Source organism: Muricoccus vinaceus, from assembly GCF_042433125.1.
In the GTDB taxonomy this organism is placed as follows: Bacteria; Pseudomonadota; Alphaproteobacteria; order Acetobacterales; family Acetobacteraceae; genus Roseomonas; species Roseomonas vinacea.
Window position 1 is genome coordinate 33,091 of the sequence record NZ_JBHLVZ010000033.1, and the last position, 14,340, is coordinate 47,430.

The 14,340-nt window shown below is 76.9% G+C and carries 9 protein-coding genes; 8 read left to right on the forward strand and 1 reads right to left on the reverse strand.

Translation table 11 applies throughout. The features are described from left to right. Positions 1 to 13 precede the first annotated feature (13 nt). Positions 14 to 2,896, reverse strand: a complete 2,883-nt coding sequence (locus tag ACFFIC_RS12950; RefSeq protein ID WP_377050908.1) for an SLBB domain-containing protein — start codon at positions 2,894 to 2,896, stop codon at positions 14 to 16. A gap of 84 nt (positions 2,897 to 2,980) precedes the next feature. Here ACFFIC_RS12950 and ACFFIC_RS12955 point away from each other — a divergent pair, with 84 nt between their 5' ends. The 8 genes from ACFFIC_RS12955 to ACFFIC_RS12990 all read left to right on the forward strand — a co-directional run bounded on the left by ACFFIC_RS12955 (position 2,981) and on the right by ACFFIC_RS12990 (position 14,270). Further along, entirely contained in the window at positions 2,981 to 4,768 is a 1,788-nt protein-coding gene (locus ACFFIC_RS12955) for a heparinase II/III family protein (protein ID WP_377050910.1), read from the forward strand. 6 nt (positions 4,769 to 4,774) lie between these two features. Continuing rightward, on the forward strand, positions 4,775 to 5,674 hold the full coding sequence (locus tag ACFFIC_RS12960; protein WP_377050912.1) for a hypothetical protein: 900 nt from the start codon (positions 4,775 to 4,777) through the stop codon (positions 5,672 to 5,674). A 5-nt stretch (positions 5,675 to 5,679) separates the two neighbouring features. Continuing rightward, positions 5,680 to 6,930, forward strand: coding sequence for an O-antigen ligase family protein (locus ACFFIC_RS12965; protein WP_377050914.1), 1,251 nt, complete (start codon positions 5,680 to 5,682; stop codon positions 6,928 to 6,930). Then, positions 6,905 to 7,636: a sugar transferase gene (locus ACFFIC_RS12970; protein WP_377050916.1), complete on the forward strand. Its 732-nt coding sequence runs from the start codon at positions 6,905 to 6,907 to the stop codon at positions 7,634 to 7,636. The genes ACFFIC_RS12965 and ACFFIC_RS12970 overlap by 26 nt, the downstream gene beginning before the upstream one ends. A 137-nt stretch (positions 7,637 to 7,773) precedes the next feature. After that, positions 7,774 to 9,030, forward strand: coding sequence for a DegT/DnrJ/EryC1/StrS family aminotransferase (locus tag ACFFIC_RS12975; RefSeq protein ID WP_377050918.1), 1,257 nt, complete (start codon positions 7,774 to 7,776; stop codon positions 9,028 to 9,030). 70 nt (positions 9,031 to 9,100) lie between these two features. Further along, the gene (locus tag ACFFIC_RS12980; RefSeq protein ID WP_377051173.1) at positions 9,101 to 10,363 is read left to right on the forward strand and encodes a glycosyltransferase family 4 protein; all 1,263 of its coding nucleotides are present in this window, start codon (positions 9,101 to 9,103) and stop codon (positions 10,361 to 10,363) included. Positions 10,364 to 10,464: 101 nt separating this feature from the next. Then, positions 10,465 to 11,604: a non-hydrolyzing UDP-N-acetylglucosamine 2-epimerase gene (gene wecB, locus ACFFIC_RS12985; protein WP_377050920.1), complete on the forward strand. Its 1,140-nt coding sequence runs from the start codon at positions 10,465 to 10,467 to the stop codon at positions 11,602 to 11,604. Next, a complete protein-coding gene (locus ACFFIC_RS12990; RefSeq protein ID WP_377050922.1) occupies positions 11,601 to 14,270 on the forward strand; it encodes a glycosyltransferase in 2,670 nt (889 codons plus the stop codon). The genes wecB and ACFFIC_RS12990 overlap by 4 nt, the downstream gene beginning before the upstream one ends. Positions 14,271 to 14,340: the final 70 nt, after the last annotated feature.

Here is a 14,340-nt window from a genome sequence, read left to right on the forward strand (position 1 = left end):
GCGGGCCGCCGGGCTACCTGGCCTGCCGGGAGATCACGGCCAGGGCCGCCGAGCTGATCGAGAGCTGGCCGAGCACGCCCGCGAGGTCGCGGATCAGGCCCCAGGTTTCATAGGGCGAGGGATCCTGCGGCACGACCACGAGGCTGCCGGGCGGGATGGGCGGGCCGCCGGCCTGCCAGCTTCCGAGGCCGGCGGGCACCGTCTGGCCGTTGGGCAGCACCACGAAGGCGCGGGAGATGTCGGCGAAGCGCTGCTCCCCGCCCGCGCCGCGCACGTACTGGATGGCGCGCCACCCGGAGGAGAACTGGAGGCTGCCCGGGTTCAGCACGGCGCCGACCACCGTGACCTCGTTGGGGCGCTTGGGCACCACCAGCAGGTCGCCGGGTTCGAGCAGCACGTCGAGGTCGGGGCGGGAGGCGAGGACCACGGGGTTGGCTTCCACCACCATGCGGCCGGCGGCGCGGGCCTCGCGGAGCGTGCCGGCCAGGGCCTGGCCGGCGTTGATGGCGCCGCCGATGTCGAGGTTGCCGGCGCGGCTGCCGGCGACCGCCTGCCCGGCGGCGACCTGGATCAGGCTGGTTTCGAGTTCCCGCGCGGTGCGCTGGAAGCCCTCCTGCTGGCGGGCGCGCACGCTTTCGCGGGTGAACACGGCGCCGTAGGGATAGGCCTGGGCGGTGAGCCCGCCGGCGCGGGCGAGGAGTTCCGACAGGCGCTCGCCGCGGCGGATGTCGTAGGTGCCGGGGCGGAGGAACTCGCCCACCAGGGCGACGGGGCCGGTGTCGCGGTCCCCGAAGCCGCGTGGAACGCGCACGGCGTCGCGCGGGGACAGGCGGATGGCGGCGAAGTTGCGCGAGCGCAGGTCGAGCTGGACGCGCGACAGCGGGATGGCGCCCGCGCCCTCCAGCGGCTCGCGGGCGAATTCGACGGCGGACAGATCGGCGGTGTCGGCCGTGCCGCCGCCGGCGGCGAGCACGCTGTCGAGGCCGGTGTCCTCCAGGATGGGGTAGAGGCCGGGCAGGCGGACCTCGCCCGCCAGCAGCACGGACTGGTCCAGCAGGAAGGGGAGGAGGGTCGGGTAGTCGATGAAGAGCTGCGGGCAGCCGGTGGCGCCGAGGTCGGGAAAGCCGGCGCTGCGGGCATGGGCGAAGCGCAGCGGGCTGGAGCGGGCGGCCACGGCGAGCGCCGTGAGGGCCGGGCAGTCCGGCGCGGGCGCGGCGCCGGAAAGCTGCATGAGGGGTTGGGCACCGAACTGGGCACCAAACTGGGCACCGGTCTGGGTGGCGGCCTGGGCGTTGGCCGGGATGGTGCCGCCGGGCGCGCCAGCGAGGGGGGGTGTGGGTGCGAGCTCGCCCCGGAGCGCCCGCTGCACCGGGGGGGCCGCGAGCCAGAGCACGTCGGCCTGGGAGAGGAGGATGACCTCGTCGCCCTCCTGCAGGGGCAGCTCGGCCTGGCCCTGCATGACGCGGCCGAGGTCGAAGGCGATGAAGCGGCGGACGCGGGTGCGCGGATCCATGCGCCAGGCGATCCCCATGCGGACATAGGGGTCGGGGCGGATCACGCGGGGGTCGGACAGGAGGGCGCGCAGCCCGGCGCCGCGCGGGCCGACGCCGCGGGTGACGGGGGCGGCGACGTGGCCGACCAGGCGCAGGCCGCCCGCCGTGGCGTCCACCCCCGGGGAGGTCACCACGGCGTCGCCGCGGCGGAGGGTGGAGCGGGGGGAGAGTTCCGCCACCGCGCGGCGCCCGCCGGCATCGGTGCCGGTGGACAGGAAGCGGTTGCCGGCCGGGCGGAGGGTGCCGCCGGCCAGGGCGAGGAGGCTGAACAGGGGGGCGGCGTCGGTGCCGGCGGGAAGTTCGTAGATGGCGGGGCGGGTGACGTCCCCGCCGAGGGCCACCACGGCGCCGAGCGGGGGCACCACGACGCGTTCCCCTTCGCGCAGGGACAGGTCGGGCGTGCCGGGGACGCCCGCGATCGCGGCGTAGAGGTCCACGGTGCGGGCGCCGCCGGCCCCTTCCACCCGGATGGCGCGGAGGCTGCCGCTGCGGCGGATGCCGCCGGCGGCGCCGAGGGCGTCCAGCAGGGAGGCGAGGGCGGGAAGGGGGACCAGGCCGGGGCGCACGACCTCCCCCGCCACGAAGATGCCGATCTGGCGGGTCTGGCCCATGGAGACGAAGGCTTCGGAGCCGCCGAGCTCGCGGGCGACGCGGGTCTCGATGTCGGCGCGCAGGTCGCGCAGCGTGCGGCCGGCGGCGGGAAAGGGAGCGAGGTCGGGGAGGGCGATCATGCCGTCCCGCCCGACGCGCAGCGAGAGGGACTGGCGGGAGCGGCCGCGGATGGAGACCACCACCTCGTCGTCGCGGCCGAGGACGAAGCTGTCGGGCAGGGCGCCGACCACGGCCGGGGGGCCGCCGGGGAGGGGGGCGAGGTTGCGGAAGGTGTCGTAGCCGAACTGGCGCAGCGGGGGCTGCTGCTCGGGCAGGCGGGCGGCGAAGAAGGCTTCGGTGTTGGAGAGGGGCTCGGCGGCTTCGGGTCGGAAGGCGGGGGAACCCTGGGGAACGGAGGGGGGCGGGCTGTAGGCGGGGATGGGCTGTGGGGCGGGCGGCTGGGGGGCGGGGCTCCCGGCGCGGCCCCCGGCGGCGTCGAGGATGCGTTGCAGGATGTCCTGCTGGGCGACGCCGGAAAGGCTGGGCAGGGGCTGGCCGCCCGGCAGGGTGAGCGGCAGGGCCGAGGGAAGCGAGGGCGGCAGGAGGGGCTGGCCCCCGCCCGATCCTGGGCCAGGACCCTGGGAGAAGCCCTGGGCAAGGCTCTGGCCCCGGCCGGTGCCGGCGGGCGCGAGGGCGAGCAGCATGGCGGCGGCCAGGCGCCCTGCCTTCTCTGCCGTGCCGCGGATCGACACTTCATTCCTCCCGGGCTGTGCCGGTGCTGGCCGCGTGACGCACACGGGCGAACACGAACTCGTGATCGTGCTAACACGCCTGTCATGTCCTTCCAAGCGCCGCATGCCCTTCTGCGCCTCGATGCCGCGTTCCGGCTGGGGGTGGAGCCTTTGTGGTGGCTGGGCTGGCACCGGCTGCGGCGGGCGGCGGGGCTGCCGGGGCGGGCGCTGCGGCCGGGGGTGGCGGCCCGGGGGCCGTTCCTGCCGGAGGCCGCGCCCCCGCCGCCGGTGTTGCCGGCGGGGGCGCGGGACGGGGTGGGGGCGGCGCTGCGGGCGCTGGGGCCGGCGGTGTTCCACGGGCCTTTCGACCCGGGGGCAGGGGCGCTTGGCCTGGATCTTTTCGCACCGGGGGATGTGAGGCCGGTCTGGGAGGCGAACCGGCTGGGCTGGGTGCCGCTTCTGGCCATGGCGCACCGGCTGGAGCCCGGGGCGGGGCACCAGGCGCTGGCGGAAGCGCGGCTGGCGGAATGGGCCGCGGCGAATCCGCCATTTCTGGGGCCGAACTGGGCCTGCGGCCAGGAGGCGGCGCTGCGGGCGCTGCACCTGGCGCTCGCGCATGCGCTGCTGGGGGGAGGGCCGCCGGCCGCGGGGTTGGCGGCGCTGCTGCGCCAGCATGCCGCGCGGATCGGGGCGACGCGCGCCTATGCCCGCGCGCAGGACAACAACCACGGGATCAGCGAGCCGGCGGGGCTGCTGGCGATCGGCTGGGCCCTGGGGGATGCGCGGGCGGCGCGGCGGGCGGGGCGGGACCTCGCGCGGGCGGTGGCGCGGCTGGTGGCGCCGGACGGGGGCTTCGCGCAGGTTTCGACCGGGTACCACCGGCTGCTGCTGGACGTGCTGTCGGTGGTGGAGTGGCTGCGGCGGCGGCACGGGGCCGGGCCGCTGCCGGCGCCCTTCGGGGCGCGGGCGGAGGCGGCCGCGCGGTGGCTGGCGCGGGTGGTGGAGCCGGACACGGGCGGCACGCCGCGGCTGGGGCACCAGGACGGCTCGGCCTTCGCGGATCTTTCCCTGTGCGGGCCAGGGGATGCGCGGGGCAGCGCGGAGCGGGCGCTGCGGCTGTTCGGCGGGGCCTCGATGGGGTGGGAGGATGCGGGCTGCGCCTGGCTGGGGCTGCCGCCGGGTTCCGTCCGCGGCGGCGAGGGGGCCTGGGTTGCGGCGGGCACGCGGGGCTGGCGGATGGGCGGGACGCGCGGCCTGCTGCGGGTGGGGCCGCTGCGCTTCCGGCCGGGCCAGGCGGACCTGCTGCACTTCGATCTGTGGCTGGGGGCGGAGAACCTGCTGCGGGACAGCGGCACCGGTTCCTACAACCCGGGGGTGGGGCGGGACTGGTGGGGGCCGCACTTCGCCTCGGCGGCGGCGCACAACCTGGTGGTGTTCGACGACGCCGAGCCGATGCCGCGTGCCGGGCGGTTCCTGCTGGCGCGCTGGTTGGCCGCCGAACCGCTTCCCGATGGTGGGGTGGTGCGGGATGCGCGGGGGAACCGGCATGCGCGCCGGGTGGTGCCGGGGGTGGGGGCATGGCGGGTGGAGGACCGGGTGAGCGGGCCGTTCCGGCACCTCGCGCTGCGCTGGCATCTGGCGCGGGGAGAATGGCACCTGACGGCGGCGGGGGCGCGGCGGGGCGCGGTGGAGCTGGTTCTCTCGGCGGATGCCCCGCTGGCGCTGTCCCTGGAGGAGGGGTGGGAGAGCGCGGCCTATGGGGAGGTGCGGCGGGCGCCGGTGCTGGTGGCGCGGGCGCGGGCGCCGGTTTCGGCGGTGCTGACGGAAATCCGGTTCGGAAGCGGTTGCATTGAGGCGGGGGATGCACCCAAGATCGTTTCGATTCATCAGTGATCGGCGATGCCGCTCGAACTTCTCCTGCTCGGCCTCTGGAGGCTTCGGCGCCAGATCGCCGCGTCCGCCCTGGCGCTGCTGCTGCTCGGCGCGGCGGCGGTGACGCTGTGGCCGCGGCAATACGTGGCCGAGGCGGTGGTGGCGCCGGCGGAAACCACGGGGCTCGCGGCCTCCACCCTGATCCAGGGCGGGCTGGTGATGCCGGGGGGGCTGCTCGACACGCGGGCGGGGGGGAACTTCGCCATCTATCTCGCCAGCATCCGCAGCCCGGAGGCGGTGGCGATGCTGGCGCGGGACACGACGATCCTCGCGGACCTGACGGAGATGAAGCGGAACGGAGTGACCGGGCGGCTGCGGGCGCTGGCGGGGTTTCCGCCATCGCCCGCCGACCTCGATGACGTGGACCGCTGGCTGGACCGGAACCTCGGGGTGACGCAGTCGCTGGCCACGGTGACCACGGCGCTGTCCATCCCCCATCCGGACCGGGGGACGGCGCTCGATGTTCTGTCGCGGCTTCACGCCTTCGGGGAGCGGCAGGTGCGGGCCAGCCTCCACGACCTCGCGCGGCGGCGGGTGGCGGCGCTGGAGGCGCGGCTGGCGACGGAGCGCGACATCTACCTGCGCACGCCGATCTACGAACTGCTGGCGCAGCACCAGCGCGCCGGGGTGATCGCGCTGGCGGACGACATCGTGGCGGCGCGGCTGGTTTCGGCGCCGAGCGTGGGGATCTGGCCGGCGCTGCCGAACCGGCCGCTGCTGCTGGTGCTTCTGGCCGTGACGGTGCCGCTGGCCTGCCTGCTGTTGGCGGCCTGCCGGGTGCTGCTGTTCGGCGTGCCGCCGGAGCGGGCGCGGCGGGCTTCGGCACGGCTTCCGCTGGCGGCGCTGGCCCGCAAGGGGGATGAGTGAGGGGGATGGGGCGCCGCAGCGTTGCCGGGCTGGCGGCCCTGGCCGGCGTTCCGGCGGCCGGGATGCAGTTCGCGGGGGCGCTGAAATCGGCGCCGGCGCTGGCGAACCTGCCCTTCGACCTCACGCTTCTCTGCGCGGCGGCACTGGCGCCGGGGCTGCCGCTGCTGCTGGCCGGGGCGCGCTGGCGGGTTCTGCCCGTGCTGGCGGTGCCGCTGGGCTGCTGCGGGCTCCTGTGGCTGTGGCTGGTGGTGGCGGCGCTCTGGAGTCCATCGCGCGAGGTGATGGCGGCCAAGCTGCCGGAGGTTGTGCTGGTGGCGCCCGCGATGCTGCTGGCCGGGCTGGTGGTGGGGGCGGACGGGGGCGCGCGGCGGGTTCTGTCGGGGGCCGTGCTGGTGCTGGGGCCCTTTGTCGCGGGCTCGATCGCCTGGGGGATGCTGCATGGCGAGGTGGTGCTGGGCGGCGCCGTGGGGGCCAATCCGGACTTGGTGCGGGTGCAGTACCAGTTGGCGGGACTGGCGATCGCCAGCGCGGCCGGGCTTTCGGCCCTGCGCGTGGTCGAGTCGCGCGGGGTGTGGCGGCTGTTCTGGGCGGGGCTGACGGGCGCCCTGGCGGTGGCGGGGCTGCTGCCCGGCGGGCGGGCGGGGCTGCTGGCACTGGGACTGGCGGTGGCGGTGGCGCCGGCCGCGCATCTGTGGTCGGCCGGGCGGGCGCGGGCGGCGTTGGGCTGGGTGGGGCTGGCGGCGGGGGCGGTGCTGCTGGGGCTGGCGGTGCTGCTGGCCGATCCCGCGCGGGCGGAGGGGCTGCGGACGCTGGAGCGCTTCACCGGGGAAGGGCTGGCGGCCTCGGCGCGGCCGGTGCTCTGGGCGGAGGCGCTGCGCTGGGCCGGGGAGACGCTGCCATGGGGACTGGGGACGGGGGGCTTCACGCTGGCGGCCGGCAACGGGGAGCGGCGGGGGCTTTATCCGCACAACCACGCGCTGGAGGCGCTGTCCGAGGGCGGGCTGCCCGGGATCCTGCTGTGGCTGGGGGCCTTCGGGGGCGGGGTGGCGCTGCTGGCGGGGCGGCTGCGGGGGCTGCCCGCGGGGGCCGCGGGGCGGCTGGTGGCGCTGGTTCTGCCGGTGGCGCTGGGCGCCATGGTCTCGACCGACATGGGGAACCGGATGGTGTGGTTCGCTCTCGGCCTCGCCTTCTCCGCGGGGGTGGAGGCGGTGCCGCGGGGCGGCTTTCCCGATGGGCGGGAGGTGGTTCCTGCCTGAGGGGTTCTATGCCCGGCGCGGCAAGCGCTGGCTGGATGCGGGGGCATCGGCGGCGCTGCTGATCTGCCTGAGCCCGGTGCTGGTGGCCGTGGCGGCGGCGGTGCGGCTGGCGCTGGGGCCCGGGGTGCTGTTCCGGCAGGAGCGGGCGGGGCGCGGGGGCGTGCCCTTCACCCTGCTGAAGTTCCGCTCCATGCGCGCGCGGCGCTTCGAGGGGGAGGAGGATGCTGCGCGGCTGGGCGGCTTCGGGCGGGCGCTGCGGGCCTCGGCGCTGGACGAGGTGCCGCAACTGGTGAACGTGCTGCGCGGGGAGATGAGCCTGGTGGGGCCGCGGCCGCTGCCGGTGGCCTACCTGGCCCGCTACACGCCGCGCGAGGCCGGGCGGCTGCGGGTGCGGCCGGGGTTGGCGGGGGCGGCGCAGGCGCGGGGGCGGAACGCCGTGCCCTGGCCGGAGCGGCTGGAATGGGACGCGCGCTATGCCGCGGGGGTGACGCTGCGGGGCGACGCGCTGGCGGCACTGGGGACGCTGAGGGTGCTGCTTTCGGGCCGCGGGGTGGCGGCGCCTGGCCATGCGACCATGCCGGAGCTGCCGGCCCCACCGGCGCGGCCGGCAATGCGACATCCGGCGGGGGATCCCTTGGAACCACCCGTGGGAGGCGCCGTGGCCGCGGGAGTGGCGGAGGCGGCCGGCGGTGGCCGGACAGGGTGAGGCGGGTGGTGGGGCAGGCAACGGTGATGTTGTGTGAGCACAAGGCCGAACGTTTTTTTACTTGCGGTTGCGGAATGACTTGCATGCTCGCCTGCCTGGTGGTCAAGGTTCCCATCACCCAGCCGTGAGGGGCGGAGATGACGCTGCGCCTGCTTCCAGCCATCGAGCACCCGGTGCCCGCCTCGGCGGTGCCGGTTTCCGCCCTGCCCAACGTCATCCCCTTTCCCCGCCTGGTGAGCGGGGGGGATGCGGATGGCCCCGTTCTTCTTTCGCCGCCGGAGCTTGCGGGCGGCGAGATGGAGTCGGTGGAGGAAACGCTGCGCAGCGGCTGGATCGCCCCGGCCGGGCCGGTTCCGCGCGCCTTCGAGGCGGCGCTGGGGCAGGCGGCGGGATTCGGGCAGGTGCTGGCCACGTCCTCGGGCACGGCGGCGCTGCACCTGGCCTATCGCGTGCTGGGGATCGGGCCGGGCGACGAGGTCTGGGCGCCGACCCTGACCTTTGTGGCCACGGTGGCGCCGGCCATCCAGATGGGTGCGCGCGTGACCTTTCTGGACGTGTCGCCGGAAACCTGGACGCTGGACCCGGAGCTGCTGCGCGAGGCCCTGGCGCAGGCGGGGCGGGAGGGGCGGCTGCCGCGGGTGGTGGTGCCGGTGGACCTTTACGGGCAGTGCGCGGAGCTGGAAGCGATCGTGGCGGCCTGCGACCGCTGGGGCGTGCCGGTGCTGAGCGATTCCGCCGAGAGCCTGGGCGCCACCGGGCGCGGGCACGGCCCGGGCGGCGCCTTGCGGGCGGGGCAGGGGGCGCGGCTGGCCTGCTTTTCCTTCAACGGCAACAAGATCATCACGGCGGGCGGCGGGGGCGCGCTGGTGTCGGAGGATGCGGCGCTGATCGCCGCCGCCCGGCACCTGAGCACCCAGGCCAAGGAGGCCGCGCCGCACTACCAGCACGAGACCACCGGCTATTCCTACGGCATGTCCTCGGTGCTGGCGGCGGTGGGGCTGGCGCAGCTGCGCGTGCTGGACGCGCGGGTGGGGGCCAGGCGGGCGGTTTTCGCGCGCTATGTCGCGGGGCTGGGGGAGTTGCCGGGCGTGTCCTTCATGCCGGAGCCGGCCTGGGGGCGCTCGTCCCGCTGGCTGAGCGTGGCGTTGTTCGACCCCGCCCGCTTCGGCGCGGACCGCGAGGTGGTGCGGCGGGCGCTGGAGGCGGCGAAGATCGAGAGCCGGCCGGTGTGGAAGCCGCTGCACCTGCAGCCGGCCTTCCGGCAATCACGGGCGATCGGCGGCGCGGTGGCGACGGGGCTGTTCGAGCGCGGGCTGTGCCTGCCGTCCGGTGCCATGGCGGCGGGGGCGCAGGCGCGGGTGATCGACACGATCTGCGGGCTGGCCCGGTGCTGAGGCCCGCTGCAAGGCCCTTTGCCGGAGCACCCGCGCGGATGGCCACGGCCTGAGACGGGGGGCGATTCCGCTGCGCCTTCTTTATCTTCACCAGCACTACTCGGGGCCGGGCGGGGCAACGGCGACGCGCGCCCATGCCATGGCCTGCGCCATGGCGGCGCGCGGGCACGCGGTGACGCTGGCCTGCGGCCGCTACGAGGGGGCGGTGACGGGGCTGGACGGGCCGTTCCGGCGCGGCGCGCGGGCGGGGCGCGTGGCGGGGTTCCGCGTGGTGGAGTTCGACATTCCCTGCGGCAACAGCCAGGGGCTGGCGGCGCGGACGCGGGCTTTCCTGCACTACGCCGGGCGGGCGGCGGGGCTGGCGCTGCGGGAGGAGTTCGACCTGGTTCTCGCTTCCTCCACGCCGCTGACGGTGGCGCTGCCGGCGCTGGCGGCGCGGCGGCTGAGGAGGGTGCCCTTCGTGTTCGAGATCCGCGATCCCTGGCCGGAGCTGCCGCGGGCGCTTTCGGAGGCGGCGCTGCCGGGCGGGGTGCCGGGGCCGGTTCTGGCGGGAATGGACGTGCTGGCGACGGCGGCCTGCCGGGGGGCGGCCGCGGTGATCGGGCTGACCGAGGGCATGGCCGGGACGGCGCGGGCGCGGGGGGCGGCGCGGGTGCACGTGGTGCCCAATGGCTGCGACCTGGACCTGTTCGGGCCCCAGGTGGCGCCCTGGCGGCCGCCCGAGGCAGGGTCGGGCGAGGTGCTGGCGGTCTATGCCGGGGCGCATGGGCGGGCCAACGGTTTGGACGCGGCGATGGAGGCCGCGACCATTCTGCGCAATTCGGGCGAGCGGCGCCTGCGGCTGGTGCTGGTGGGCGAGGGAAGCGAGAAGGCGCGGCTTGTGGCCGAGGCGGCGCGGCGGGACCTGCGGAACCTGGTCTTCCTGGACCCGCTCCCCAAGACGCGGCTGGCGGGGCTGCTTGCCGCGTCGGGCATCGGGCTGCACCTGCTCGCGCCGGTGCCGGCCTTCGCGGAATGGACGGCGCCGAACAAGCTGATGGACGCGCTGGCGGCGGGGCTGGCCGTGGTGACCAACGTGCCCGGCCGGGCGGCGCGGCTGCTGGAGGCGGGGGCGGAGGGGCCGGCCTGCGGCATCGCGGTGCCGCCCGGGGATGCGCCGGCGCTGGCCGAGGCGCTGGCGGGACTCGCGGCCGCACCGGTCCGGCGGGCGTCGATGGGGCTGGCGGCACGGGGGCGGGCGGTGCGGTTGTGGGACCGGCGGCTGCACGCGGCGCGGTTCTGCGGGATCCTGGAAGCGGCGGCGGGGGAGGCCGCGCTTTCGCGGGCGGCGTGAGGCGGAGCCTCGTCCTCCGCGGCGCGCGGGCACCCGGCCCGGGCCTTTGAAGCGTGTTGCAGGAATGGGGGCCGGGGGTTGTTCCCCCGGGGCGTGGGGCGATGCTTCCTGAGATTCACCTGGTTGCCGCGGCACGGCCGAACCTTCCGAAGCTGGCGGCGCTGTTGCACGCCCTGGCGGAGGCGCCGCCCTTCTGCACGCCGGTGGTGGTGCACACCGGCCAGCACCACGACGCCGCCATGTTCGGGGGGCATCTGGCGGATCTCGGGCTCGGGGCGCCGGATGTGTCGCTCGGCGTGTCGGGGGGCGGGCATGCCGGGCTGACGGGGCGGACGATGATGGCCTGCGCGGCGCTGTGGGAGGCGCGGCGGCCGGCCCTGGTGGTGGTGGCGGGCGACGTGGACGGGACGCTGGCGGCGGCGCTGGCGGCGCGCAAGCTGGGCATTCCGGTGGCGCATCTGGAGGCGGGGCTGCGCTGCGGCGACCACGACATGCCCGAGGAGATCAACCGGCGGGCGGTGGATGCCGTGAGCACGCTGCTCTGGGCGCCGGACGAGGCCACGGCGGCGCGGCTGCTGGCCGAGGGGCACGGGCCCGGCGCGGTGCGGGCGGTGGGCAACGCGATGATCGACAGCGTCAGGCGGGCGCTGCCGGCCGCGCGGGGCCGGGCGTTGCCGGAGGGGCTGGCGCCCGGAGGATACGGGGCGCTGACGCTGCACCGGCCTGCCAACGTGGACAGCCCGGCCGCGCTGGGCGCCCTCCTGGAGGCCGTGGGCCGGGCGGCGCGGCATCTGCCGCTGGCCTGGCCGATGCACCCGCGCACGGCGGGACGCCTTTCGGAATTCGGCCTCTCCGTGCCAGAAGGGGTGATGCGCCTGCCGCCGCTCGGATACCTCGATTTTCTGGGATTGCTCGCCTGCGCGCGGCTGGTCGCGACCGACAGCGGCGGCGTGCAGGAGGAGGCCTGGGCGCTGGACCTGCCCTGCCTGACGCTGCGGCCCTCCACCGAGCGGCCGGTGACGCTGGAGGCGGGAAGCAACCGGCTGGTCCCGGTGGCGGGGTTGGAGGCGGCGGTGGCGGCGGTGCTGGCGGGCGATGCGCCACAGGCGCGGCCGATCCCCTTGTGGGACGGGAAAGCGGGGACGCGCATGGTGGCGCATCTGAGGGAGCGCCTTGGCGCCGGAGGCGCCGCGGATGCTTCGCATGCCTGGGCATCGGCGCAACAGGGGTGTGCGGCATGAGCGGCACGCGAAGCGGCCTGGGCACGCGGGGCGCGGTGCCTGGCGCCGGCGCCGGCGGGGTGGCGCCGGTGAAGGGGCCGTCGGGGCGTGACCTGGCGGCGGACGGGATTCGCCCGGCGGGGTCCTCGCCCGCGGAAGAGGCGCCTCTGGTGCTGATGCTGTCCGCGGCGCATCCGCCGGCGGACCTGCGGATCGTCGCCAAGGAGGGTGCCGCGCTGGCCGCGGCGGGGTGGCGTGTGACGCACCTGGCGCCGGCGCCGGCGCGGGGCGCGAGGGACGTGCCGCCGAGCATGGCGGGGGTGACGATCACGACCTATCCGCGGCCCTCGGGCTGGTTGGGGCGGTTGCGGGCGGCGCGGGCGCTGGCGGCGCGGGCGGCACGGCTGAGGCCGGACGTGATCCACGCGCACGAGCCGGACAGCTGGTACGCGGCCATCCTGGCGGCGCGCCGCTGCGGGGCGGCGGTGGTGCTGGACGTGCACGAACACTACCCCTCCCGCCTGGACGGACGGCTGCCTCGGCTGTTCCGCGGGCTGGGGCGGCGCGCCGTGCGGGCGGCCTGCCGCTGGATGGCGGCGCGGGCCGATGCGGTGGTGGTGGCCAAGGACGGGCTGGACGACGCCTTTCCCGGCGTGGACATCGTGCCCGTGCGGAACTACGCGGCCGCCGTGCCGGTGCAACCGCGCGCGCATGGCGACGGGCCGCTGACCCTGGTGCACCTGGGCGCGCTGACGCGCGAGCGCGGCGCGCTGGAGATGCTGCGGGCGCTGGCGCACTGCCCGGAGGGAACGCGGCTTTCCCTGGTGGGGCGCTTCACGGATTCCTCCGAGGCGGAGTTCGTGGCGGAGGCACGCCGGCTGCGCGTGGACGGGGTGGTGGAGCGGCACGGCTGGATGGCGCACGGGGCGGCGCTGGCCCTGGCGGCGGAGGCCGATATCGGGCTGGTGCTGTTCCAGCCCGGGCACGAGAACCACCGCCTGGCGCTGCCGCACAAGCTGTTCGACTGCATGCTGGCCGGCCTTCCCGTGATTGCGCCCGGCTTCGCCGAGGAGGTGGCGGAGGTGGTGCGCCGGACCGGCTGCGGGGTGCTGGTGGACACCGCCGATCCCGCCGCGGTGGCCGAGGCGGTGCGCGCCCTGGCCGACCCGGCGTTGCGCGCGGAGATGGGCGCGGCGGGGCGGGCGGCGGCGCTCGGGCGCTATGGCTGGGCGGGCGAGGCGGAGCGGCTGATTGGGCTGTACCGGGAGCTGGCACCGCTTCCCGCAGGGTGCGGCGCGGTTCCGGAGCGGCCGGCCGTGCCCGCGCTTCCGCCGGTGCCGGTGCCGGTGCCGGTGCCGGTGCCGGTGCCGGTGCCGGTGCCGGTGCCGGTCGCCGCCGCCCTTGTGCCGCGGGTGCCCACCGCGCCGCCGCTTCCGGTGCTGCCGGCCGGGTTGCGGCCCGTGTCGCCGTCCGGGGCGCCTGGCTTTGTGCCTTCCGCCCTGCCCGCCCTGGACGAGGCGCTGTTCCAGGCGCGGCCGGCGGCGCCGCGCGGGGTGGGGCCGGACCTGCTCTCCCTGGCCGAACCGGCGCCGGGGCTGGACCCGGCGGATGCCTTTGCCCGGCTTTCGGCGGCGATGAGGGAGGCCAACCCGCGCCCCGCCGCCTCGCCCCCCGAGCCGCATCCCTGGCCTCGTCCGGCTCCGGCGGTCGATGCGGCCGGTGCCATCGCCAGCCTTTCGGCGGCGATGCGGGCGGCCGGATCGCGGCCGGAGCGGGCCGCCGCCGCGCATTCGGCGGTGCAGCCGGGCCCTGCCCTGGGCGCCGGGCCGGAGGGCGCCTTTAACAGCCTTGCGGCGGTCATGCGCGCCGCGCCCGCCATCCCCGGAGCTCCGGCTGCCCCGGGCGCCTTGGCTGCCCCGGGCGCCTTGGCTGCCCCGGGTGGTTCCAGCGGCCCGGGCGGCGTCCCGCGCCTCCTGCTGGATGCCGCCTTGCGCCAGGCGGATGCCGTGCCGGACGCCTTCGCGGCCCTCCTCGCGCGGACCGCGCCGGAGGCTTCGCCAGGGCCGCCGATGGGGCGAGCGCCGGGTCTGGCGACAGGGCGCGGGGAAACCGGGGATGAGGAGATGCCGCCCCCCTCCCGGGTGCTGGGGCCCATGCCCGCGCTGACGCCCGGCGCCGTGCCGGAGGTGGGCGGGGGAGCGACGCCCTCGGCCGCGCTGGGGGCGGTGGTGCAGGCGCTGCGCGGCGGGGCGGGGCGCCATGCCCCGGTCGTGGCGGCGCCGGTTCCGCCCGCTTCGAATCCGGAAGCGGCCTTTGCGCTGCTCGCCCCGGTGGGGGATGCGATCGCGCCGCCGCGGCCGCTGGTGGTGCCCCGTTCCGCGGCGGCTCTGCCGTCCCTGTTCGGGCGGCCGATCGAGGCGGTGCCCGAGGCCGCCGGCGCGCGCCTGCTGGTGGAGGCCGGGCTTTCGGGGGCGGCTGTGCCGGCCTCGGTGGCGGCCGTGCTGGCGCGGGTGGCGGAGGCGGCGCCCGCGGAGGTTGCACCGGAGCCCGTCACGTCCGATGTGCCGCTGATCGAGGCGGGCCTGCGCGCCGCCAGCCCCGCGGCGCCGGCGGATCCGGCCGGAACGGGGTGGCGGCTCCTGCAGGCCGCCGTTCCGCCGGACGCGGCCTTTCCCACCAGGCCGTGACCCGCACCGATGGAGGCGTGGATCATGGTGCGGTTTCCTGTTCGAACGCGTGCTGCACGCCCTTGGCCCT